Genomic DNA, 23,673 nt, shown 5'->3' with positions numbered 1-23,673 from the left:
GCCGCCGGCGGTTCCGGTCGGCCGGGAGAAACCCTGCTCGGCATGGGCGCAATGGAACGGCGATTACCGCTTTCAGTCAAGGAAAAAATGAGTATGATCTCAACTTCTATAAATGGGAGGACCAAGATCATGCGCCACTTCTGGTTTTCGACCGCCGCCATCGCCACGGCCTGCGCACTCGGCGGACCGGCGGCAGCGCAGGAGGGACAGGATCAGGCGGCGGGGATCGACGCGAACGAGGACATCATCGTCACCGCGCGCAAGACCCGCGAACGGTTGCAGGATGCGCCGATCTCGATCACCGCGCTGACCGCCACGGAACTGCAACGGCGCGGGATCGACAGCCTGGCGGACGTGGCGAAGGTCACGCCGGGGCTGAACTATGGCGAGTTCGGAGACCTCAAACTCTCCCCCACCTCGTTGCGCGGCGTGGTCGGCTCGGCGGGCTCGGCGGGCGCCGATCCCGCCGTGGGCTATTATGTCGACGAGGTCTTTGTCGGGCAGGGCGCGGGCGCCAATCTGGACCTGTACGATATCGCGCAGGTCGAAGTGCTGCGCGGGCCGCAGGGCACGCTGTACGGGCGCAACACGATCGGCGGCGTCGTCAACATCACCACCGAAAGGCCGGGCGACGAACTCAAGGCCTCGTTCGGCGGAATCTTCGGCAATTACGATCGCATGCGGCTCGCCGGCTCGCTCTCCGGGCCGCTGGTGGAGGGGCTGCTCAGCGCCAAGATCGCTTTGGTCCGCGATGTCCGCGACGGATATGAACGCAACATCTTCCTCAACCGCGACGTCAACGATCACGACGTCTGGTCCGGCCGCGCGCAGCTCCTCTTCACGCCCGCGCCCGATACCGAATTGCTGCTGAGCGTCGACCATGCCGAAGCGCATCAGGAAACGCTGGTGTTCGAAACGCTGCGCTACAATCCGGCGGCGCTGGTGACGCAACTGCTCCAGGCGCAGGGCTACGCGCTCAACGCCGATCCGTTCGACCGGCGCGTCATCGCCAACGCGCCCAGCGAGGAACGGCTGCATTCCACGGGCGTATCGGCGAATTTCAAGACCCGGCTGGGCGGCATCGATATCGTCAACATCGCCGCCTATCGCGAACATGATTATTACAGCCGCACGGACACGTGCCGGTGCCAGCTCGCCATCACCTATGACGGCGATCCGGAGCGGGTGAAGCGCTTCTCCAACGAACTGCGCGTCAGCGGCGAAATCGGGCGGCTCAGCCTGCTGGGCGGCCTCTATTATCTCGATCAGGACACCGACAATCAGAGCTTCATCGAACTCGGCTCCGCGACCGCGGCCATTTTCGGCGACCCCAGCCTGACCGGCTCGATCATCGGCTCGACCGGGCGGCTCAAGACGATCAGCAAGGCGGTCTTCGCCAGCGGCACGCTGGCGCTGGGCGACCGCATCGACGTCACGATCGGCGCCAGATACACGCATGACAGCAAGCGCATCCGCTATGTCCAGACGGACCCGCTCTCGATCCTCGGCGGCAGCGCCACGATCGTCGCGAAGGACAGTTGGGGCCGGCTGACGCCCAACGCCAATATCCGCTTCCGCATCTCGCCGACGCTGATGACGTATCTGACCGCGTCGAAGGGCTTCAAGAGCGGCGGCTTCAACGATGCGCTGGGCGACGCCAACGGCATCGCGTTCGGGCCGGAATCGCTCTGGAACTACGAAGCCGGGCTCAAGGCCGAATTGTTCGACCGCCGCGTTTCGGTCAACGCCGCCGTCTATGCGATGCGCTGGAACGACATCCAGATCACCACGCAGAATCCCGCGACGACCTTCTTCAACCCGATCATCCTCAACGCCGGCCGCGCCCATAGCCGGGGCATCGAGATCGAGATCGACGCGCGGATCAGCGATCGGCTGCGGCTGGGCGGCAACCTCGCGGTGCAGGACGCGAAATATGAGGAAGGGCTGCTGCCGAACGGGCGGCCGCTGCGCTTCATTCCCTTCGCCCCGTCCTATACCGGCAACGTCAACGCCGAATACAGCGTGCCCACGGGCATCGGCCCGCTGGCGTTCCAGGCGGAATACCAGCTTCGCGGCCGCAGCTATCTGACCACCAACAACGATCCCGACGGCCGCGTCGGGGCCTATGGGCTGCTCAACCTGCGGATGACGCTGGCCTCCGGCAACGATCGCTGGCGCGTCTCGCTGTTCGGCAAGAACGTCACCGACAAGACCTATATGACCAGGCTGTTCGACCTGTACGACAACACGCTCAACGGCCAGAAGCTGATCACACTGGGCGAACCGCGCACCTATGGCGTGGAATATCGGGTGAATTTCTGATGGGCGGTGCGAGTGCCCGATAGAGTCCTTTTGCCCGTCATCCCGGCGAAAGCCGGGATCTCACTTCTTCTTCTGTGCTGATGAACAGGCAGTGAGATTCCGGCTTTCGCCGGAATGACGTTAGATGTGAGCGGGCAATCGGAGGCCCGCTCAGCCCAGCCGCCGCCGAAGCGCCGCCTTGTCGATCTTGCCGATCGGCAGCAACGGCAGGTCCTGTTCGATCTCGATGCGCTTGGGCAGCTTGTAATTGGCAAGCCGCGCGCGGCACCAGACGTAGAGATCGGCGGGATCGGCGGGCGCGCGGAGCGTGACGAAGGCGACGCCGATTTCCTGCCAGATCGGATCCGGCATGGCGACCACCGCCGCCTCCTCCACCGCGGGATGCGATTCGAGCACCGCCTCCACCTCGCGCGGATAGACGTTGTACCCGCCGGACTTGTACATCTCCTTGATGCGGCCGACGATCCGGTAGCATCCGTCGGGCCGCAGCACCGCCAGATCGCCGGTGCGGAAATAGCCGTCGCTGGTGAACGCCTCCGCCGTCGCATCGGGCCTGCGCCAATATCCCAGGAAATTGAGCGCCGATCGCGTCTGCACCTCGCCGACCTCGCCCGGCCCGACCGGTGCATCATCAGCGCCGCTCAGCCTGATCTCGACGCCCGGAAACGCCGGGCCGACCGAATTGGCGAGCCGTTCCAGATCGCGCGTCGGCGCGATGGCGGTGATCGCGCTGGTGGTTTCGGTCATCCCGTAATTGGTGGCGAGCGCCGGCCCCAACGCCGCGAGGCGCGCGATCATCTCCTCGCCCATCGCCGCGCCGCCCCAGATGATCAGTTCCACCGCCGAAAGATCGTGATCCGCGAAATCGGGAAGATCGAGGATCATCGGGAAGGTGCTGGGCACCGAGCCCCACAGGGTGACGCGTTCCCGCGCCATCAGCCGCAGGCATTCCGCCGGGTCGAATTTCTCCATGAAGATCGTCGTCCCGCCGGCGACGAGGCACGGCAGGCTGCAATCGACGACGGAGCCGACATGGTTGATCGGGAAATAGTTGATCACCCGAAGCGGCGAAAGCGGCCAGAGGCGGTTCTGCGCGAGGCTGAACCGCGCCAGCCCCGCATGGTGCAGCAACGCCCCCTTGGGCGCGCCCGTCGATCCCGATGTGTAGACGATCAGGCAGGGATCGCGCCCGCCGCAGCCGGCGCGCGCGCGCTCCAGCCTTTCCTGCCCGATCGCCTCGCCCGATTGCAGGAACGCCGCCATCGGCTCGCTGCCCGGCGGGCCATCGGCGCTGTCGTGGAGGACGATGCGGCGGAGCGAGGGGCAGGCGGCGGCGAGCGCCGCCAGTTCCTCGTCATAGCGGCGATCGCCGATATGCCGGCGCGCCAGGAGGATGGCCGGCTCCGCATCGGTGAGGACATGCAGCAGCTCGTCGAGCCGGTAGCGCGGATTGAGCCCCACCCAGATCGCGCCGATCGACGCGGTCGCCAGGAAATCGACCAGATAGGCCGGGTGCGGCGGCTGGAGCGTCGCGACACGGTCGCCCTTGCCGATGCCGGCGGCGAGCAGCGCGCGCGCCAGCCGGTCCACCGCCGCCGCCAGCTCGGCATAGGTCCAGCCATGGCCGTCCAGCGTGAGCGCGACGGCATCGGGCCGCCGCCGCGCGTGCCAGCCGGCATAGTCGCTGATGCGGAGCAGTTCGGGCGGCAGGCCGCTCATGGCCGCGCCGCCCGCCGCAGCGCCGGTATCGCGAGCATGCCGAGCGCCGCCGTCGCCAGCATGACGAACCCCGCGAGCCCGCCCGCATAGTCGCGATCGACCATCGCGAGGGCGAGCGCCGTGGCGAGCGGCCCGAGCGCGAGGCCGATCTTCTCCGCGGCGGTCCATATGCCCGTCAGCGCCCCTTCCGCCGCGCTCTCCAGCGCCGAGCGCGCATGGATCAGGTGCGCCGCGATCGTATAGGGCAGAACCTGCAACCCGGCGAAGGCCGGCCCCGCCAGCGCGAACCCGGCCAGCATCGCGGGCCAGTGATGATGCCGCGCGGCGAGCGCCACGATCGCGGCGGCGAGCATATAGGCGATGATCGATACGGTCAGGGCGCGGGCCTCGCCCCAGCGGCGGCCGGCCCAGGCGAGCATGGGCGCGGTCAGGCTGGTGGCGACCAGCATGATTCCCAGCGCGACGCCGATGTCCGCCTCGCTTCGGGAAAGCGCATGGACGATCAGATAGGGCGCGGAGGCGGAGATCAGCCCGGCCGCCGCGAGCATGAGGACATAGGCGATCACCAGCCACCGGAAGGCGCGGTCGCGAAGCGCCGCCCCCACCTGATCCCACAGGGACGCCCGCGCGACCGCCGCCACCGGCCCGTCGCGGCCGCCCAGCACGAACAGCGGCGCCAGCATCGCAACCGCGCACGCGCCCCCCAGCCAGAGCGCCATGACGGCATAGCCCGTCCGCCCGCCGCCGGCCGCGGCGACGAGCATGGGCGCGAGCGCGCCGCCCGCCAGCACGCCGATCATGGCGGCGGCCATGCGCCAGCCGACAAGGCGCGACCGATCCAGCGGCGTCCCCCCGAATTCGGCGGGGATCGCGACATAGGGAACCGCGAAAAGCGCGTAGCAGGTGACGAGCGCGAAATAGCCCAGCCCCACCCACAGCGCCTGGCCCGCCGGCGCCATCGCGGGCGGCGCGAACAGCAGAATGAACGCCAGGCCCGTGCCGACCGCGCCGAACGCGAGGAAGGGCCGCCGCCGGCCGAAGCGGCTCACCGTGCGGTCCGACCATCCACCGACGAACGGATCCCAGAACAGCGCCCATAATTTGGGGAGAAACACGATCAGCGCCGCCATCCCTGAGGAAATGCCGACGATCTCCGTGCAGAAATAGAGGAGCAGCACGCTCGGCACCGTGGAAAAGGCGCCCGTGCCGAAGGATCCGATCGCGTAGAGACTGGTCTCGCGGCCGTCGAACCCTCCATTCGGGGTCACGCTCAGCCCTTTTCAGGCGGGATGGCGATCGAGAGCCAGTCGGCGATCAGCGCCGGGCGCTCCCCGCCCTCGATCTCGATCCTGCAGGCGAATGTGGTGAGCCAGCGCCCCTGATCGTCGAGCACCTTGTCGGTCATCTGGAAATGGCCGCGAACGCGGTCGCCCGCGCGAACGGGCGCGATGAAGCGCACGCGATTGAAGCCGTAGTTGAGGAAATGCCCCGGCTCGCGCCGTTCCGCCTCCGGCGCGGTGCCGACCGCTTCGTGCAGCATGTGCGTCAGCAGCGCGAGCGTGAGGAAGCCGAAGGCGATCGGCCCGCCATAAGGGCCGTTGGAGCGCGCCCATTCGGGATCGACATGCATCGGATCGGGGTCTTTTGTGATCACGCCGAACTGGCTAATCATGTCCTGGGTGACCTCGATCCATGTCGAGGGACCAAGCTGGTCTCCGGGTTGCGGCGAGACGGTCGACTGGGTGACGGCTATGTGAGTCATTGATTTCCCATCGGGGGTTGCATTTTTATGAGATTGGCCTCATTTATGATCAACGTCAATCGACAAGCGTGCTCGCACCCATATTTTTCAAGTTGAATCCATGAATCTTTCTTATATCGAGCACCTTGAAGCATCGTATCGTGATGATCCGCCCAAACAGAAAGGGCAGAGAACGCGTGCCCGCATCAAGATAGCGACCGCGAAGGTTCTTGAAAAAAAGGGCTATCACGCGATGCGCGTCTCGGATGTTACCGAGACGGCGGAGATGGCCGAAGGTTCTTTCTACATTTACTTTAAGGACAAGACCGACGCCACCGTCACTGTCCTTACGGATCTTCTTGAAAACTTCTTCAACCTCGAAACCCCGCGCGACGGCGAGCGCTCGGCCTATGATTCGATCCGGCTGACCAACCGGCGCTGGATCTCGGTGTGCCGCGCCAATGCCGGGCTGATGCGCTGCATCCTCCAGGTCGGGGACGAGACGCCCGAATTCGCGCGGCTGAGCCAGGATGCCAACCGGGTCTGGTATCAGCGCGTCGCGGAAGGCGTGCGCCGGCGGCGCGGCACCGGCCCCGGCATCCCCATGCTCGCCGCCTATCTGCTGGGCGGCATGATGGACGAGCTGGTGCGCAAGCTGATCGTCTATCCCGATCCCGGCCTGCTCGATCTGCTGGCGGGCATGGGCGCGGACGACGATATGGTGGCGGACGCGACCAGCCTGATCTGGCTGCGCGTCTTCTATCCCGACGAACCCGCGCCGGAGGGCCTCCCCGAACCGGTCGCGGCGCTCGCCACATGGCTTGCGCCCTAGAGAGCATATTTCCAGGGCCGCACCAGGCGCATTTCCAAACAGACTCCAGGCCGTGAACGCATAAACGGCCGCTTTCGGCGGAAGGGCGGAATGACTGGATCTGGGTGGGAAGCGGTCGTTCGAGCCTATCCGAAATTGCCGTCGATAAGCAGAGCTAGGACCGGGCCGTCACCCACTTCCCGCCGCCGGTAATTCACAAAGGCAGCGCAATCTATCAATGCGTCAAATTGCTCTGGGCAACGCTGCTTAAAATCTGCGGCGTCAACTATAGAGAGGGTAAGCAGGTCGCCATTCGCAACGGGGTTGGCTACCATTCCGCTATCGGGGTCGTCCGCATAAGTGAGGCAGTCGATCCATGCATTCATGTTGCGACCGTAGTATCCAGGAAACCCCAATGCCTCGTCGAATACGTCGTGAAAGGTTTCCCAATCCATGATTTTGCCGGTGGGAATCGTTACGACTTGGGTTTGCACGGCGCCCTCCACGGCAGCCTAATACCCGATCGCGCCTTCGTCCGCTATTGGGCGGAAGCGGGCAAGCCGCTTTTATAAGCCTACAACCTAGATCGCCACGGCTTCGAACACCGAGCCATAGGACGACATGAAGACCCGGCGGCGGCGGCCCGCGCCTTCGAACCGGAAACGCTGCTCGTCGTCATGGGCCGACACGAATTCGCCCCTGCCCTGGTAGCGCAGGGCAATGCCGGGCCCGCTCTCCTCGCCCTTGACGAACCCGACCCGCAGCCCGCCATCCACGACGGTGAAGCGCATCGCGTCGACCGCGAAGCGGATCTCGCCAAGCGCGTAGCTGCCGGAGAAGCGCGCCGCGTCGGCGGCGGGGAGCGGCGCGTCGACGATCACCGGCTGGGGCAATCCCAGCACCACGCGCGCGATCTTCTGTTCGACCGAGACGATCGAGATGCCGCCATATTGGATGTTGGACAGCAGCACGATCGTCACGTCATCGTCGGGATACCAGGCATATTGCGCGCTGAAGCCGAAAATGTCGCCGGGATGGCCGATCTTCCGGCGCCCTTCGAAATCGGCGATGGCGAGGCAGCCGAGCGAATAGGGCAGCAGCGTGCCGCTCTTCAGCCGGTCGCGCTCGAGCACGAGCCGGCGAACCGCCGGGCTGGTCGGCCCGTCGCCGAACACGCCGCGCCGATATCGCAGCATGTCGTCCACGGTGGAGAGCACCGCTCCGGCCGAAAAGGCGACCAGCGGATCATAGCGCTGCGCATTTTCGAGCCCGTCACGGCCAAGCCTGTAGCCATGCGCGCGGCGCGGTTGCAGCCTGGCCCAGCCGGCGAGCGAGCTGTTCGCCATGCCGAACGGCGCGAAGACATGTTCCTGGAGATAGCGGTCATAGCTAAGGCCAGACACTTTCTCGATGATCAGGCCGAGCAGGTAGATGCCCGAATTGCTGTAGCTCCAGCGCGTTCCGGGCTCGAACTGGAGCGGCTGTTTCGCGAACCAGTCCACCACCTGCTGGCGGGTGATCGGATCCTGGCTCGCGCGCGGAAAGCCCGGCACGTCGAGATAGCCGACCAGACCCGCGCTGTGATCCGCGAGATTGCGGATCCGCAGCGCGGCGACGGGCGCGGGCAGCCCATCGATATGCCGGCCCGCCGGGTCGTCGAGCGTGATCCTGCCCTGTGCGACGAGCTGCATGATCGCAAGGCCGGTCATGGTCTTGGTGACCGATCCGATCGGGAACACCGCCTCCGGCGTCGCCGCCACCCCGTTCTCCACGTCGATATGGCCGAAGCCCCGGCGATAGAGGATCCGCTCGCCCTTCTGCACCGCGACGACGATGCCGGGAAACGGCCCCCGCTCCATCGCCTGCCGCACGATCCCGGCGATCGGATCGTCCGCCGCCGTCGCCGCCGTCGCCGCCTGCCCGCGCGCGGCGATCGCCCCCGATACCGCCGCCGCGCCGGACAGGCCGAACAGGCCGCGCCGGGAAAGTCCGGTCGCGCGCGGAGCGCTCGGCGGGCCGGGATCGGCCATTGCTGCGGGCTGGATCGGTTTCATGGCGCTTATCCTCGGCAAGCTCGGCGCATGCGCCGAACGGGGCTGGTCGACATCATCTCTTGCAAATATACAAATATGGGGTCAATCTCAATTATTCGGCGTACATGTTCGAAAAGCGCCGCAACCTGACTGGAGACCGATATGCGGCGATTGGAACGGGTGAGGAGGCAGACGGGCATGAACGTCATGCTCGCGGCGGCCGCCCTGATGCTGGCGGGCAGCGTCGGCGCGCCGGGAACCGCCGCGCCCCCGCCCCCATCCCCGCCCCCATCCACACCTCTCGGCCAACCCGCCACGGCGACGCTCCGCCCCGCCGGCTGGAGCGACCGGTCCTATTATCTCGCCATGCCGGACGGGGTGCGCGTCGCCGTCAGCCTCTGGTTTCCCGGCGGCCGCGCGGAGGGCAAGCACCCGGTGCTGCTCGTCCAGACCCGCTATGGCCGCGCGGGAACCTTCATCCACGGCGAAGGCGGCAAATATCGCGCGCTGGTGGATCAGGGCTTTGTCGTCGCGATCGTCGATACGCGCGGCTCGACCGCGTCCTTCGGCGACCGGATGGTCGAGATCGGCCCGGACGAGATCCGCGACATGGACACGATCATCACCCATCTGAAAACCCGGCCCTGGTCGAACGGACAGGTCTTCGCGCAGGGCGTCTCCTATATGGCGGACACCGCCGATCTCGCGACCGGATCGCGCGCGGGGCTCACCGGCGCGGTCATCCGGGCGAGCGATTTCGACGCCTATCTCCACCTGTTCGCGCCCGGCGGCATCGCCAACGAGATGATGATGCGCCTGTGGGGCGGAGACACGCTGCTGCGCGACTATGGCAAGTCGCTCGACCCCAGGGAGGGATTCGATTGCGGCGCGCGCGTCGCGGATTGCGCGCGCCTGTGGCCCCGCATCCAGCCGGTGGACGAGGATTCCGATCATGCGCTGCTGCGCAAGGCGTTCGCGGCGCGGCGCCACTGGACGCCCGACGATTATCGCCGCGCGGAATTCCGCGACGACAAGGGCGCGAACGGCTTCACCATGTTCGCGTCGAGCCCGGCCGCCCGGCTGGCGGACATCGCGCGCCGGCGCGTGCCGGTGCAATATTGGGCGAGCTGGATGGACGCGGGCACGGCGGAGGGCACGCTCGCGCGGTATCGCTCGCTTCCGGGCGTGCCGATGGAGGTTTGGATCACCGCCAACAATCATGTCGGCAACCGCCTGACCGATCCCTTCCTGCCCGATGCGCCGGCCCCGCTGCCCGCGTTCGAGGATCAATGGGCGAAGATCGCCGCGTTCATCGCCACTGTCCGCGCGGGCAGGCCGGTAACGCGCGCGATCCATTATTATGTGCTGGGCGCGGGCCGGTTCCGGACCACGGCGGAGTGGCCGCCGGCGGACACGACGCGCACCCGCTTCCGCCTGGGCGCCGCCGGTTCATTGTCCAGCGGCCGCGCTGGCCCCGACGGCGCGGACCGCTACGACGTCGATTTCTCCGCGACCACCGGCGCCGCCACGCGCTGGACCACGCAGATCGGCGCCCCGGCCGCCTATGGAGACCGGCGCGACGCCGATCGCAAGCTGCTCACCTATAGTTCGGAACCGTTCGCGCAGGACATGGAACTGGTCGGCACCCCTTCGGTCACGCTGTTCGTCGCGACCGCCACCGCCGATCCGGCCTTTTTCGCCTATCTGGAGGATGTCGCGCCCGATGGCCGGGTGACCTATCTCACCGAGGGCCTGTTCCGCGCGGTCCACCGCAAGCCGGCGCGCGCGGACCGGCTTCCCTATGCCCAGCCCGAGCCGGCCAAAAGCTTCGCGCGCGCCGATGCCAGGCCGATGCCGCCGGGCACGGTGGCCGAGGTCAGCTTTCCCGCCTTCCCGGTCGCGGCGCGGATCAGGGCGGGCCACCGGCTGCGCCTCAGCCTGGCCGGCGCGGATGCCGGCACCTTCCGCCGCTATTCGGAAGGAAAGGCCGAAAGCTGGCGGGTCCAGCGCGGCGCGCGTTATCCCAGCAGCCTCTCGGTCGACCTGCGGCCATGGCGCGACTAGGCGCGGGGCTCATAAACGGCCGCTTTCGTGCAGCGGCAGAAGGGGCGGAATGACTGGGATTGGGTGGGAAGCGGTCATTGAGCCTGTAGGCCTTTGCCTATAACCTCGCTCCTTTGGGAGGGGCTAATGGCTGCAAAACCAGATGACTGGAAGCGTCTGCCATTTGGAGAAACGGCTCCAATTCCATATCAGGCATCTTTCAACGACGCTGAATACCAAAAGATAACGCAGGGCTTGTTGCCGCAAGCGATGGAAGATAAATGGTTTGCCTACTTCGACAATTCGAGCCTCTACTTTCATCGAAGCTGGACGGGACAAGCAGTATATCTCGTTGCGTTTAAGTTTTCTGGTGGGTGCTACATCGTTACCGAGGCGGTTTGCGCTGTGGAAATTCTTGAGAGAAGCGACGCGGCATATCAATCCGAGCTTCTCGATTTTTTGATCCAAAACTTTTTGCTTGGGCACGTTAGGCCGTTTCCGCTCCCAGCAGGCCTTAACGAACAGGTTCCCGGTATCTACCAGCACGCAATATCTGGCACAGAATATCGAGAAACGGCGGTCGCTCGGAAGCCGTGGTGGAAATTCTGGCAGTGACGACCGCTATTGGGGCGTATCATGCCCGACCGCTCTTATCAGCGCCTCTCCGATCACGAACGGCGAAGAATGGGTGGTTAGCTGCCATTGACCCCGCGCCCTCCGCTGATAGGATCGCCCGATGGGGCACCACATCAATGCGCTAATCGGCACGAATGAGGCCTTGAAGAGCTTCAATATGCGGCTCGGCTTGCCGGCCCCGACAGAGCTTTCGTTTGGGCTCGTTATAATCCCGTTAGACGAGTAACGCCTCGACGCTATTGCGATGTCCGTTCAACCCGCGATCGACGGGTTCACCTATCTGACGCCGCTTATGGCCGAAGAGATAGCGGCCGCTGCGAGCGGCCCAACGCTCTACTTGGAAACGGACTATTTCGGCGGCATAGGTGGCCAGAGCGCTGCATATTTTGAGAATGGCCAGTTAACGTGGTGGGGCGCAGAATCGAGCGAGGAGCCTCCGACGGGAACTTCGCTCGCCGATTTGTATGAAAAGACCGCGAACTGCGGAAAATCACCCATCAACGAAGGCCTTTATAGGCTCGGTGTAGTGCGGTCTGGAGAACGCGACGAGTTTGATCAAATCGGGCTTCAGCACTTCAGGTCGCTGGAGGCCCTCGGCATCGACTACGACGATTAGAGCAACGGCCGAATTTAGGGCGGAAGCGGGCGGGCCGCTTTTATGAGTCTACGACCTGATATCGCTGAACCAGGACCATCTCATCGTCATGCTGAACCTGTTTCAGCATCCATGCCGCAGCCTGTACCATCGCGCCTGTTTCGACATGGCCCCTGAAACACATTCAGGGTGACGATGTCATGGGCTGCGCATGACGACGTTCAGCGGACAGGCGCCGACGCTCGACGCTTCGGCTTCAGCACCAGATCGCCCACCCCGGCCTTGCGCAGCGTCGCGGCATCGCCCGTCAGCGTGAAATAGCGTCCCTCGCTCCACGGCGCGGCGAGATGGCCGAACCATGGCGAGAGCGGATTGCCCGAAATGCCGGGCGCGATCATGAACAGGCTGCGCTCGGGCGCGGCGAGATCGATGATCTGGCGGTAGCGCGGGCCATAGACATCGGTCCACGGATCGTCGCTCCATAGCTTGCCTTCCCCGGCATTGACCGTGAAGGCGTCGCCGCCCGCCGGCACGCGCGGCGTCACCAGCCGCCCGATCAGCGGCAGCCCGGCCAGGATGTCGTGGCGGAAGGTCGCGCGATGGACGCGGCCCCAGCGCCATGCCGCCATGTCGCCGCCCTGCTCGCGCCCGAGATCCGCGATCGCCGTGTCCAGCGCCGACGCCGCGAGCGCGGCGCAATCGGCGCACCACGGGCTGCCCAGCCGGAGCAGCCGATCGAGGCGCGGCCGGTTGCCGGCAAGCCAGGTTTCGGCGAGCGGGCCGAGCGACGGCCGGAGCAGCTTGCGGGCGAGCGCGCGCTGCCACGCGGCCCAGATCAGCGGTTCGGGGCGATCCGTGGCCATGGCGCCGTTCCAGGCGAGCAGCATGCCGCGCGCGCGCGCCGCCGCGCCGCCCGGCCGCATCGCGCGCAGCAGCGGGCGGAACGCCGCCACCTGGGCCGAGACGATATCGGTCTGGAGCGCGATCTGGCTGGCCATATCGGCGCGGCCCGTGCGCGCGAGCACCCCGCCGATCCGCGCCGCGCGCCAGCCGGGCTCGAAGCTGGCGCTGTCGAACACGCCGCCCCGGCCCGCGATCAGGCGGTTATTGGCGTTGACGACGAAGCCGGCGGCGGGGGTCTGCTCGGCGGGCCACGCATCGGGCGCCGCGAAGCCCCGCCAGTCGAAGCGCGCGTCCCAGCCGGGAACCGGCAGGAAACCGTCGCCGCCGCGCACCGGCAGATGGCCCGCCGAAAGCATCGCGACGGTGCCCGCGCGATCGGCATAGGCGAAATTATGCTGCAGCCCGAAATCGCGCGCCGCCGCCCGGAAACCGGCCCAGTCACGCGCCTCCGCCATGCCCAGGAACGCCTTCACCAGCGGGTTGCCCTCGGGAAAATCGAGGCCGGCCAATGCGATGACATGGCCGGGGCCGATCTGGTCGCGGAGCAATGCGGCGGCATCGTCGTCCAGATCCGAAATCACCATGCCGTGCCGCGTATATCGGAGCGTCACCTGTTTCGGCGCCGCGCCGCGCACCGGGATCGCGATCCGGCGCAGGCCGAACCGCGCGGAGCCCGATGGCGTGAGATAGCGTCGCGGATCGGCCGGATCGACGCGCTCGACGAACAGATCGGTCTGGTCAGCCATCATGTCGGTGACGCCCCAGGCGATGTCGGGATTGCGTCCGCTCGCGATCACCGGCGATCCCGGCCGCGACGCGCCGGCCAGTTCGAACCCCGGCCATGTCATGCGGACCGGATAATAATCGGCGGGCGCGCCGAACCGGCCATGCGGATCATTGGCGAGCATCGGCCTGCCGCTCGCCGTGCGCGCGCCCGCGATCGCCCAGCTGTTCGATGCCGGAAGCGCGCGGCCGAAGGGCAGAGCGGGGACCGCCGCCGCCGCCTTGCCCGAAAAGCGGATCGCGCCGCAGCTCTCCGCGCGATCGCCGTCATCGGCCGCCAGCCCCATATAGGTGACGGGCGACGCATCGTCGGGCACGGCATAGAGATCGCGGATCCGGTCGCAGCCGATCCGCGCGGCAAGGCGCGCGCGCATGAGTTCGTCGCGCCAGTCGCCGAAGCCGAGCGCGGCGAGCCCGCCGAGCCGGTTCACATCGCTTTCGCTCCAGTGCGCCGGCGTGATGCCGAGCAGCAGGAATTCGGGCGGCAGCGGCCCCTTGCGCGTATCGATCGCCCGGTTGATCCCGGCGACATAGGCGCGGATCGCCGCCCTGGTGGCGGCATCGTTGCGGGCATCGGTGCGCGCCGCGACACGATCGAGATCGAGCGCGGCGACCAGCATGTCGGTCGCCAGCCCCTCGCCCCCCACCGCCTCGGCGAGCCGCGCCCTGCCCGCGCGCCGCGCCATTTCAAGCTGCCACAGCCGATCCTGCGCATGGACATAGCCAAGCCCGAAAAAGGCATCCGCCCGCGATCGCGCGAAGATATGGGGCACCGCCTGGCGATCGCGCACGATCTCCACATCCGCGCCGATCCCGTCGATCGCGACCGTGCCCGAATAGGCGGGAAGCGAGCCGCGCAGCCAGAGATATCCGCCGCCGATCGCCGCCACGGCCAGCAGGGCGAGGCCACCGGCGCCATGAAGCGCGAAACGCCCGGCCCGGCGCAGCCGGCTCATGGATGACGGTCCACGCAGCGGCCCCGGCCCGCCGCGGCCATGGCCGGGGCATCAGGGTCGCGAGGGAGGATCTTCACGATGGGGCGGAAGGCGGATCGCAACATGACCATCCATTATCTGAATTTGATCTCATTTTTAATTATCAAACTCGAACCGCTTTGCAAGGGCGCGGATGGACGATTTGGCGATGCCGCTTCGAACGGCGTCGCACGGGCGTGCTGTGGGTGTGTCGAATGGCGAAGCCGGCGCCCGCCAAGATCGCCGCGCTCGGGGCGATACCGGATCGCGAAACAGGGCCGATCGAGCAAAAACTTGCCCTCACCCCGCCCCGTCCGCTAGTGCGCCGAACGATAGGCAATCGTTCGACGCACTAGGTTTTCCTTGTTGGTCGCATTTTCCGAGCCGCCGGGTGATTTCACCCGGCTCGAAAATGCTCTAGTGCCCCCACCAACCGACACACCAGCAGATCCGGGATCCGATGGCAGGCCATAGCAAATTCAAGAACATCATGCACCGCAAGGGCGCGCAGGATAAGAAGCGCGCGGCGTCCTTCTCCAAGCTGAGCCGCGAAATCACCGTGGCCGCCAAGATGGGCATGCCCGATCCGGACATGAACCCGCGCCTGCGCCTGGCGGTCAACGCCGCGCGCGCGCAGTCCATGCCCAAGGACAATATCCAGCGCGCGATCGACAAGGCGAACCAGGCCGGCGGCGAGGATTACGAGGAAATCCGCTATGAGGGCTTCGGCCCCGGCGGCGTCTCCCTGATCGTCGAGGCGCTTTCGGACAATCGCAACCGCACCGCCACCAATGTGCGCACCGCATTCTCGAAGAATGGCGGCAATCTGGGCGCCAGCGGATCGGTGAGCCACGGGTTCGACCGGATGGGCCTGATCGAATATCCCGAAAAGGCGGGCGACGCCGAAAAGGTCTTCGAAGCCGCGCTGGAAGCGGGCGCGGAAGATGTCGTCTCCGACGAGGGGCACGAGATCTGGACCGCGCAGGACATGCTGCACGAAGTCGCGAAAGCGCTCGAATCGGTGCTGGGCGAACCCGAAAGCGCGAAGCTGGCATGGCGCCCGCAGACCAAGGTGGTCGTCGACGCCGATGTCGCGGGCAGCCTGCTCAAGCTGATCGATACGCTCGACGATGACGACGACGTGCAGACCGTCTGGGGCAATTACGAAGTGCCCGACGATGTGATGGAGAAGCTGGGCTGACCCGGCCCGCCCGTCCATGCCGCTGATCCTGGGCCTCGATCCGGGGCTCGCCACCACCGGCTGGGGCGTGATCGCGGCCGAGGGCAACCGGCTGAGCCATATCGCGAACGGCCAGATCAAGACCGATCGGGCCGCGCCCCTCGCCGAACGGCTGGTCGCGCTCGACGCGGCGCTGACCGACCTGATCCTGCGCCACAAGCCGGAGGGCGCGGCGATCGAGGAGGTGTTCGTCAACGTCAATCCGCAATCGACGCTGAAGCTGGGCCAGGCGCGCGGCGTCTGCCTGCTGGCGGCGGCGCGATCTGGCTGCGTGGTCGGCGAATATGCCGCGCGGCTGGTGAAAAAGGCGATCGTGGGCACCGGCGCGGCGGAAAAGGCGCAGGTCCACGCGATGGTCGCCCGCCTGCTGCCCGGCGCGAAGATCAGCGGCGCCGACGCGGCGGACGCGCTGGCCGTCGCCATCACCCACGCCCACCACATGGCAAGCGCCCGCCGCATCCCCTGAAACGCCGCGCTGGCCGCTCCCTACCTTGTCATCCCCGCGCACGCGGGGATCCAGCTATTCCGTGAAGCATCCGGAAAAAGAAGAAGAAGCTGGATCCCCGCGTGCGCGGGGATGACACCGTGAGGGCACGGTATCGCGCTTCACACTGAAAACCGGTTCCCACTTTTCCGCGCGATGCAGGTTGTTGGTCGTCGCATCGCCGAAGCGGAAAACCGGTTCCCACTTTTCCGCGCGATGCTCTAAGCACCGGTCATGATCGCACAGCTTCGCGGGCAGCTTATCAGCGCCGGTATCGACCATGCCGTGATCGACGTCTCGGGCGTCGGCTATCTTGTCGGCGCGTCTTCCAAGACGCTGGCCGCGCTGGGGCCGACGGGGGGCACGGTCACCATCCATACCGAGATGCTCGTCGCCGAGGATTCGATCCGGCTGATGGGCTTCGCCACCGCCGACGAGCGCGACTGGTTCCGCCTGCTCACCAGCGTGCAGGGCGTCGGCGCGCGCGTGGCGCTCGCGATCCTGTCCACCCTGGCGCCCGCCGAACTCTCCCAGGCCGTCGCGCGCGGGGACAAGGCGATGGTCTCGCGCGCCAATGGCGTCGGGCCGAAACTGGCGCAGCGCATCGTCATGGAGCTGAAGGACAAGGCCGGCGGCATCGCGATCGGCCCCGGCCCGGTGATCCCCATCGCGGGCGGCGCGGCGGCGGACGCGGTCTCCGCGCTGCTCAACCTGGGCTTCAAGCCCGCCGAGGCCGGCAACGCCGTCGCCGCGGCGGAAGACGAACTGGGCGCGGGCGCGACGCTCGACGCGCTGGTGCGGCTGGCGCTCAAAAAGGCGGCGCGCTGAGGGGTTCCTTTGTCATCCCCGCGAACGCGGGGATCCAGTGTCATAGAGCGCCATGATCGGCATCGCCTGGATCCCCGCGTGCGCGGGGATGACACAGACGTGGACGGGCAGCCCTCACCCGCCCCAGACATCCCCGAACAGCCGCAGCAGATTGCCGCCCAGCACCTTGTCGATCCGCGCCTCGGTCCAGCCCCGCGCCTTCAGGTCGGCGGCGATGGCGTTCATGCGCTCAACATCGTTATAGCCCTCGACGAAATTCATCACGTCCGCCGCCTCGCCGGGCGCGGCTATGCCCCGTTTCGCGCGGTCCTCGTAGAAGGCGCGCTGCGCCGCGCGCGCCTCGTCGTTGACGGTGAAGCCCATCAGCGGGCCGTCGGTGCCGATGCTCACATGATCCTCGCCCGCCACCTTCACCGCATGATCCAGGTGGCGCATCAGGTCCTCGCGCTGCGGCTGCCCCCCGTTGCGGAGGAAGGGCATCAGATAGATGCCGACGACGCCGCCCTTGTCCGCCACCGCGCGCATCTCGCGGTCGAAGGTGTTGCGCGGGAAATCGACCAGGTCGCGGCAGCCGGTATGGGTGATGGCGGGCGGCGCCTTGGCCGCCGCGATCCCTTCCGCGATCGTGCGCTGGCCGGCATGGCTCAGGTCCAGCAGCAGCCGGTTGGCGTTCACCTCCGCGATCACCTGCCGCCCGAAATCGGAAATGCCGCCATTGCCGGGCTCCAGGCAGCCGTCGCCCGCCAGGTTGCGCTTGTTGTAGGTGAGCTGCTGCACGCGCAGCCCCAGCGTCTTGAACAGCGCCACGCGGGATGCGTCGCCCTCCAGCGCGGTGGTGTCCTGGAAATTATAGATCAGCCCCAGCCGCCGGCCGGCATGGGCGGCGCGCAGGTCCGCCGCGCTGTCGATCTTCATCAGCAGGTCCGGATTGTCGGCGATCATCCGGTCCATGCCCGCGATGCCCTCCACCGCGCGCAAGAACCGGTCCGGGCCGTTGCCCACCTCGCCCACCGTCTGGCTCAATGCGGTGAGCTTGCCCGCGCGGATCGCCGCCACCACCGCCGGCTCCGTCACCCGCCCGCCTTCGCCGGCGCGGAAGCCGCTGAGCCCGTCGATCATGATCCGCGATCCCGCCGGGGCGGCGGATGCCGCGCGGCCCAGCGCCAGCGCGGCGGCGGCGGCGCCCGTTGCGAAGATGAACTGGCGACGATCCATGGCATTCCCCCCGATTTTTCGAATCAGAATAGTGTAGCCGCGCGCCCGCTTCTCACAAGCGGTGCATTGATGGGGTTCGACAGCGCCCGGCCTTGCGCTATGGCTGGCGCGTGGAACAGCCCCAACGCATCATTTCCGGCGATCGACGCCCCGAAGACGTCGATGCCGCGCTTCGCCCCAAATCGCTCGACGAATTTGTCGGGCAAAAGGCGGCGCGCGAGAATCTGCGCGTCTTCATCTCGGCCGCGCGCGCGCGCGGCGACGCGCTCGATCATGTGCTGTTCTTCGGCCCGCCGGGGCTGGGCAAGACCACGCTGGCGCAGATCATCGCGCGCGAGCTGGGCGTGGGCTTCCGCGCCACGTCCGGCCCGGTGATCGCCAAGTCCGGCGATCTCGCGGCTTTGCTCACCAATCTTGAGGACGGCGACGTCCTGTTCATCGACGAGATTCACCGCCTCAACCCCGCCGTGGAGGAAGTGCTCTATCCCGCGATGGAGGATCGCGCGCTCGATCTGATGATCGGCGAAGGGCCGTCGGCGCGATCGGTGCGGATCGATCTGCCGCGCTTCACGCTGGTCGGCGCGACGACGCGGCAAGGGCTGCTCACCACGCCGCTGCGCGACCGGTTCGGCATCCCCGTCCGCCTCGCCTTCTACACGGTGGACGAGCTGGAACGCGTGGTGACGCGCGCCGCCGGCCTGCTCGACCTCGCGATCGCGCCGGACGGCGCGCACGAGATCGCGAAGCGCGCGCGCGGCACCCCGCGCATCGCCGGCCGGCTGCTGCGCCGCGTGCGCGATTTCGCCAATGTCGCGGGCGCGGCGACGGTGGACGCACGCGCGGCGGACGCGGCGCTCAACCGGCTGGAGGTGGACCAGCTCGGGCTGGACGCGATGGACCGGCGCTATCTGATGATGATCGCGGATATCTATCGCGGCGGCCCGGTGGGCGTGGAAACGCTCGCCGCCGGCCTCTCCGAACCGCGCGACACGATCGAGGAAGTGATCGAACCCTATCTGATCCAGCTCGGCCTGATCGCCCGCACCGCGCGCGGCCGCTGCCTGAACGGCCGGGGCTGGAAACATCTCGGCCTCAATCCCCCCGCCGAAGCCGGACAGGACGGCCTGTTCGACGTGAAGTGAAGGGCGCACGCGCGTTTACTGCCGCCCGCGCCCCGAAAACCCGCGTCACCCCAGCGAAAGCTGGGGTCCATGCGATGCCCCCCACCCACGCCGAAGCGGAAACACCGCATGGGCTCCAGCCTTCGCTGGAGCGACGGGACGGTTGATGCCCGCGCGACTTTCCCACCCGTCCCACCGCCCCTGAAACCGTCGCCACTGTCCCGCTCGCCCAACACGCCACAACGCCATGTCCTCCACCCCCGAAACCCGCTAAGCCAGGATCAATCGTTACGCCTGCGGGGCAAAAGGGGTTGAACGCTTTCCCCCAGCCGCTAGACCCTGCCGCCATGGCGGCACAGCAACCCGACCTGCCTTATCAAGGGCGTTTCGTCGGCAAGGCGCATCATTTCGCGGTGCGCGTCTATTTCGAGGACACCGATTTTTCGGGCGTGGTCTATCACGCCAATTATCTGCGCTTCATGGAACGCGCGCGATCGGACATGCTGGCGCGCGCCGGGGTGGACCAGCGCGGCGCGCATGACGCGGGGCTGGGCGTTTATGCCGTGGCGGAGCTGGCGATCAAATATCGCGCCCCCGCGAAACTCGACGACGCGCTTCTCGTTATAAGCGAGGTGAAGGAAATCCGCGCCGCATCCTGCCATATTCATCAGAGAGTCATGCGCGGGGATGAGATAGTCGCGGACGCGCGCGTCGTCGCGGCCTTCCTTTCCCCCAGCGGACGGCCCCGGCGGCAACCGCCTGCCTGGATCGAAGCATTTCAGAGACTGTTGTGAGGATTCCGAAACCGCGATGAATGCCATCATGAATGCCGACGCCGCCACCCTCTCCCCCGTGGCGCTTTTCCTCCAGGCCGACTGGATGGTGAAATTCGTCATGATCGGATTGCTGGTCGCCAGCGTCTGGACATGGGCGATCATCATCGGTTTCGCGGCGCGGCTGCGCAAGACGTCGCGCGCGTCCGAGAAGTTCGAGCGCGAATTCTGGAAGGCCGAGGATATCGATACGCTGTACAAGATCCACAACAGTTCGGATCTGCCCAGCGCCAAGGTGTTCGCGGCCGGCGTTTCCGAATGGCGCCGCTCCACCAGCCGCAAATCGGTGGACCGCGAAGGCACGCGCGCGCGCCTCGCCACCGCGATGGGATCGGCCGTGGCCGGTGAGATCGACAAGCTGGCGGACCGGCTGAACATCCTCGCCACCGTCGGTTCGGTGGCGCCGTTCGTGGGCCTGTTCGGCACCGTCTGGGGCATCATGCGCGCCTTCACCTCGATCGCGGCGGAGCAGAACAGCTCGCTCGCGGTGGTGGCGCCGGGCATCGCGGAGGCGCTGTTCGCCACCGCGCTGGGCCTGTTCGCCGCCATCCCGGCGGTGATCGCGTTCAACCGCTTCAGCCACGGCATCAACCGGTTCGAGGCGCGGCTCAACCGCTTCGCGGACGGTTTCCATTCGACGCTGAGCCGCGAGCTGGAAAGCGACCGCTGATGGCGATGGGGCCCCTCCCTTCCCAGCGCGGGCGCGGCCGCCGCGCGCCGATGGCGGAAATCAACGTCACCCCGCTGGTGGACGTGATGCTGGTGCTGCTGATCATCTTCATGATCACCGCGCCACTGCTCGTCACCGGCGTGCCCGTGAACCTGCCGGACAGCCGCGCCGGCGCGCTCGATCAGGACAAGCAGCCGCTGCAGATCTCGCTCGACAATGAAGGCAGGATCTTCATCGACGAGACCGAGGTGCAGGAAGCCGAGCTGGCGACGATCCTCGCCGCCAAGGCCCCGGCCGAGGGCGCGGAAGGCCCGCCGGTGTTCCTGCGCGCCGATCGCACGCTCGATTACGGCCATGTCATGCGTGTGATGGGTGAACTCAACCGCGCCGGGCTGAACAAGGTTTCGCTGGTCACCACCGGCGCCGAACAGGCGCAGTGATGGATCGCGCCGAACAGACGGGCCTTGGCGTCGCCGTTGTCGGCCATGTCGTGCTGTTCGGCCTGCTTTCGGTGGGCTTCCTCGCGACGCCCAACCCGCTCGACCTGAAGCAGAAGCCGATCGAGGTGACGCTGGCGGACGAAGTGGCGCTGGAAAGCACCGCGCCCGTCGCCAGCCAGGAGGAACCGGCCGCCAAGCTCGCCGAGGAGGAAGGGCCGGTCGAACCGACGCCTCCGCCCGAACCCGTGCCCGAGCCGGCCCCCGCGCCCAAGCCCGTGCCGCGCCCCGCGCCAACGCCGCCCGCCCCCGCGCCGAAACCGACGCCAAAGCCGGTTCCCGCCAAGCCCGCGCCGCCAAAGCCCGCCCCGCCCAAGCCGACCCCGGCCCCGGCGAAGCCCGCGCCCGCGAAGCCCGCTCCGGCGAAACCCGCGCCCGCCGCCAAGCCGCAGCCCAAGCCCGCCCGGCCCACCGGCCGGCTCGCCGGGCTGGTCGACGGGCTGACCGACCGGCCGACGCAGAGCCGCGTCACCACGCCGCCCGCCGCGGTCGCCGGCCCCGCCGTGCAGGCCTCGCTTGCCGCCGAGATCCGCCGCCAGTTGAAACCGCACTGGCGCGCGCCCACCGGCGCGGACGCCGAACAGCTCCGCACCATCGTGGAGGCGCGCCTGTCCAAGGACGGCGACATCATCGGCGAACCCCGGGTGATCGGCCAGACCGGCGTCACCGACAGCAACCGCAGCCAGGCCGAACTTCACAAGGAACGCGCGATCAAGGCGGTGAAACTCGCCGCGCCGTTCAAACTTCCGCCGGAATATTATGACGCCTGGAACGTGATCAAACCGGCGTTCGACAAGAGGCTAGGACAATGACGACCCTGAAACGCACCCTCGTATCGCTGTTCGCCATCGCCGCCGCCGGCCCCGTCGCCGCGCAGGTGACGCCGCCGCCCGTGGGCGCGCAGCCCAGCGAAGGGCTGAGCGTCGACGTGACCGACGAAAGCGGCGACGACCTCATCATCGCCGTGCCCGCGCTGCCCACCCCGCAATCGATCGGCACCCCCGCCGGCAGCACCGATGCGCTGGGCCGCCAGGTGGCGGACGTGATCGTCGCCGATCTGCGCAATTCCGGCCTGTTCCGCCCCAAGGGGCCGGGCGCGGTGCGCGACATCCAGTTTCCCGAGGTGACGGCGCCGCAATTCCCCTATTGGCGGGGCAGCGACGCGCAGGCGCTGGTGCAGGGCTTTGTCCGCGCCAATGCGGACGGCAAGCTGACGGTGGGCTGCTATCTCTACGACGTCGCGCTGGGCAGCGAACTGACGCGCAAGGGGTTCGAGGTCGCCCCCGGCGACTGGCGCCGCGCCGCGCACAAATGCGCCGACGCCATCTATGCCCGGCTTTCGGGCGAAAGCCCGTTCTTCGACAGCCGCATCGCCTATATCGCGGAAACCGGCCCCAAGGGGAACCGGCGCAAGCAGCTCGCGCTCATGGATTCGGACGGGGCGAACCACCGCTTCATCACCAATGGCCAGTCGATCGCGCTCACCCCGCGCTTCTCGCCGGATTACAAGCAGATCGTCTATCTCAGCTATCTCAACAACCGCCCGCGCATCTTCATCTACGATCTGGGCGCGGGCACGCAGCGGCTGGTGACGGAGGGGCAGAATTCGATGTTCGCCCCGCGCTTCTCGCCCGATGGCAGGACCATCCTCTATTCGATGGCGGTCAACGGCAATACGGACATTTATTCGATCCCCGCCACCGGCGGCACGCCGCGCCGGCTGACCAACGCGCCGGGCATCGATATCGGCGGCAGCTTCTCGCCGGACGGCAGCAAGATCGTGTTCGAAAGCGATCGTTCGGGCGGCCAGCAAATCTATGTGATGAACGCCGACGGCAGCGACCAGCGCCGCATCAGCTTCGGCGGCGGGCGCCACGCGACGCCCGAATGGAGCCCGCGCGGAGACCTGATCGCCTTCACCAAGATCGCGGGCAATTTCCGCATCGGCGTGATGTCTCCCAGCGGAGACGGCGAACGGCTGCTCACCAATAGCTGGCAGGACGAGGCGCCCACCTGGTCGCCCAACGGCCGCGTCATCCAGTTCTTCCGCTCCACCCAGGGGCGCTCCGGCACCTCCAGTGTGTGGCAGGTGGACCTCACCGGCCGCAACGAGCGGAAGATTCCCACCCCGGTCAATGGATCCGATCCGGCCTGGGGACCGTTGTTGCCCTGAAACGAGTGATTCCCCTATCGTAACGATCCGCCGCGCTGGCGGGCAACGGGGT

General features: G+C 67.3%; 21 protein-coding genes. 14 read left to right on the top strand and 7 right to left on the bottom strand.

The window, feature by feature from the left end; translation table 11 throughout:
• Window positions 1-129 precede the first annotated feature (129 nt).
• Entirely contained in the window at window positions 130-2,322 is a 2,193-nt protein-coding gene (locus K7G82_RS08055; protein ID WP_222989339.1) for a TonB-dependent receptor, read from the top strand.
• Between the two features lie 150 nt (window positions 2,323-2,472).
• Here K7G82_RS08055 and K7G82_RS08050 read toward each other — a convergent pair whose 3' ends face one another.
• Genes K7G82_RS08050 through K7G82_RS08040 form a run of 3 tightly spaced genes read right to left on the bottom strand, consistent with a single transcriptional unit; the run spans window position 2,473 to window position 5,803 of the window.
• Window positions 2,473-4,041 carry a class I adenylate-forming enzyme family protein gene (locus K7G82_RS08050; protein ID WP_222989338.1) on the bottom strand — a complete coding sequence of 523 codons (1,569 nt, stop codon included), beginning with the start codon at window positions 4,039-4,041 and terminating at the stop codon, window positions 2,473-2,475.
• Window positions 4,038-5,309: an MFS transporter gene (locus K7G82_RS08045; protein ID WP_222989337.1), complete on the bottom strand. Its 1,272-nt coding sequence runs from the start codon at window positions 5,307-5,309 to the stop codon at window positions 4,038-4,040. Before K7G82_RS08045 ends, K7G82_RS08050 begins: the two co-directional genes overlap by 4 nt.
• Before the next feature lie 2 nt (window positions 5,310-5,311).
• Entirely contained in the window at window positions 5,312-5,803 is a 492-nt protein-coding gene (locus K7G82_RS08040; RefSeq protein ID WP_222989336.1) for a MaoC/PaaZ C-terminal domain-containing protein, read from the bottom strand.
• Window positions 5,804-5,903: 100 nt separating this feature from the next.
• Here K7G82_RS08040 and K7G82_RS08035 point away from each other — a divergent pair, with 100 nt between their 5' ends.
• A complete protein-coding gene (locus K7G82_RS08035) occupies window positions 5,904-6,614 on the top strand; it encodes a TetR/AcrR family transcriptional regulator (protein ID WP_281422979.1) in 711 nt (236 codons plus the stop codon).
• A 125-nt stretch (window positions 6,615-6,739) separates the two neighbouring features.
• Here K7G82_RS08035 and K7G82_RS08030 read toward each other — a convergent pair whose 3' ends face one another.
• Together K7G82_RS08030 and K7G82_RS08025 are read right to left on the bottom strand one after the other, a co-directional pair.
• Window positions 6,740-7,087, bottom strand: coding sequence for a barstar family protein (locus K7G82_RS08030; protein WP_222989334.1), 348 nt, complete (start codon window positions 7,085-7,087; stop codon window positions 6,740-6,742).
• 87 nt (window positions 7,088-7,174) lie between these two features.
• Entirely contained in the window at window positions 7,175-8,647 is a 1,473-nt protein-coding gene (locus K7G82_RS08025; protein ID WP_222989333.1) for a serine hydrolase domain-containing protein, read from the bottom strand.
• 177 nt (window positions 8,648-8,824) lie between these two features.
• Here K7G82_RS08025 and K7G82_RS08020 point away from each other — a divergent pair, with 177 nt between their 5' ends.
• From K7G82_RS08020 to K7G82_RS08010, 3 genes are all read left to right on the top strand, one after another.
• Window positions 8,825-10,690: a CocE/NonD family hydrolase gene (locus K7G82_RS08020; protein ID WP_222989332.1), complete on the top strand. Its 1,866-nt coding sequence runs from the start codon at window positions 8,825-8,827 to the stop codon at window positions 10,688-10,690.
• 126 nt (window positions 10,691-10,816) lie between these two features.
• Window positions 10,817-11,284 (top strand): hypothetical protein, encoded by a 468-nt coding sequence (locus tag K7G82_RS08015; protein WP_222989331.1) that lies wholly within the window; start codon window positions 10,817-10,819, stop codon window positions 11,282-11,284.
• Between the two features lie 265 nt (window positions 11,285-11,549).
• The gene (locus tag K7G82_RS08010; protein ID WP_222989330.1) at window positions 11,550-11,921 is read left to right on the top strand and encodes a hypothetical protein; all 372 of its coding nucleotides are present in this window, start codon (window positions 11,550-11,552) and stop codon (window positions 11,919-11,921) included.
• Between the two features lie 200 nt (window positions 11,922-12,121).
• Here K7G82_RS08010 and K7G82_RS08005 read toward each other — a convergent pair whose 3' ends face one another.
• Window positions 12,122-14,542, bottom strand: coding sequence for a penicillin acylase family protein (locus tag K7G82_RS08005; protein ID WP_222989329.1), 2,421 nt, complete (start codon window positions 14,540-14,542; stop codon window positions 12,122-12,124).
• A 478-nt stretch (window positions 14,543-15,020) separates the two neighbouring features.
• On the opposite strand from K7G82_RS08005, the gene K7G82_RS08000 reads away from it, so the two are divergent.
• The 3 genes from K7G82_RS08000 (at window position 15,021) to ruvA (ending at window position 17,112) form a co-directional block, all read left to right on the top strand.
• Window positions 15,021-15,761 (top strand): YebC/PmpR family DNA-binding transcriptional regulator, encoded by a 741-nt coding sequence (locus K7G82_RS08000; protein ID WP_222989328.1) that lies wholly within the window; start codon window positions 15,021-15,023, stop codon window positions 15,759-15,761.
• A 16-nt stretch (window positions 15,762-15,777) separates the two neighbouring features.
• Window positions 15,778-16,266, top strand: coding sequence for a crossover junction endodeoxyribonuclease RuvC (gene ruvC, locus K7G82_RS07995; protein WP_222989327.1), 489 nt, complete (start codon window positions 15,778-15,780; stop codon window positions 16,264-16,266).
• Window positions 16,267-16,518: 252 nt separating this feature from the next.
• The gene (gene ruvA, locus K7G82_RS07990; protein ID WP_222989326.1) at window positions 16,519-17,112 is read left to right on the top strand and encodes a Holliday junction branch migration protein RuvA; all 594 of its coding nucleotides are present in this window, start codon (window positions 16,519-16,521) and stop codon (window positions 17,110-17,112) included.
• A 114-nt stretch (window positions 17,113-17,226) separates the two neighbouring features.
• On the opposite strand, the gene K7G82_RS07985 is transcribed toward ruvA, so the two are convergent.
• Window positions 17,227-18,327, bottom strand: coding sequence for a dipeptidase (locus tag K7G82_RS07985; protein ID WP_222989325.1), 1,101 nt, complete (start codon window positions 18,325-18,327; stop codon window positions 17,227-17,229).
• A 110-nt stretch (window positions 18,328-18,437) separates the two neighbouring features.
• On the opposite strand from K7G82_RS07985, the gene ruvB reads away from it, so the two are divergent.
• The 6 genes from ruvB (at window position 18,438) to tolB (ending at window position 23,621) form a co-directional block, all read left to right on the top strand.
• The gene (gene ruvB, locus K7G82_RS07980) at window positions 18,438-19,469 is read left to right on the top strand and encodes a Holliday junction branch migration DNA helicase RuvB (RefSeq protein ID WP_222989324.1); all 1,032 of its coding nucleotides are present in this window, start codon (window positions 18,438-18,440) and stop codon (window positions 19,467-19,469) included.
• 326 nt (window positions 19,470-19,795) lie between these two features.
• The gene (locus tag K7G82_RS07975) at window positions 19,796-20,242 is read left to right on the top strand and encodes a YbgC/FadM family acyl-CoA thioesterase (RefSeq protein ID WP_222989323.1); all 447 of its coding nucleotides are present in this window, start codon (window positions 19,796-19,798) and stop codon (window positions 20,240-20,242) included.
• A gap of 16 nt (window positions 20,243-20,258) precedes the next feature.
• Complete coding sequence (gene tolQ, locus K7G82_RS07970; RefSeq protein ID WP_222989322.1) at window positions 20,259-20,951, top strand: protein TolQ; 693 nt, start codon at window positions 20,259-20,261, stop codon at window positions 20,949-20,951.
• Window positions 20,951-21,391 carry a protein TolR gene (tolR, locus tag K7G82_RS07965; RefSeq protein WP_222989321.1) on the top strand — a complete coding sequence of 147 codons (441 nt, stop codon included), beginning with the start codon at window positions 20,951-20,953 and terminating at the stop codon, window positions 21,389-21,391. Before tolQ ends, tolR begins: the two co-directional genes overlap by 1 nt.
• A complete protein-coding gene (locus K7G82_RS07960) occupies window positions 21,391-22,260 on the top strand; it encodes a cell envelope biogenesis protein TolA (protein ID WP_222989320.1) in 870 nt (289 codons plus the stop codon). The genes tolR and K7G82_RS07960 overlap by 1 nt, the downstream gene beginning before the upstream one ends.
• Window positions 22,257-23,621 (top strand): Tol-Pal system beta propeller repeat protein TolB, encoded by a 1,365-nt coding sequence (tolB, locus tag K7G82_RS07955; RefSeq protein ID WP_222989319.1) that lies wholly within the window; start codon window positions 22,257-22,259, stop codon window positions 23,619-23,621. The genes K7G82_RS07960 and tolB overlap by 4 nt, the downstream gene beginning before the upstream one ends.
• Window positions 23,622-23,673: the final 52 nt, after the last annotated feature.

The sequence above is a fragment of the Sphingomonas colocasiae genome, from assembly GCF_019880585.1.
GTDB lineage: Bacteria > Pseudomonadota > Alphaproteobacteria > Sphingomonadales > Sphingomonadaceae > Sphingobium_A > Sphingobium_A colocasiae.
The sequence above is the reverse complement of the archived record's forward strand: the minus strand, read 5'-3'. Positions and strand labels throughout refer to the sequence as shown.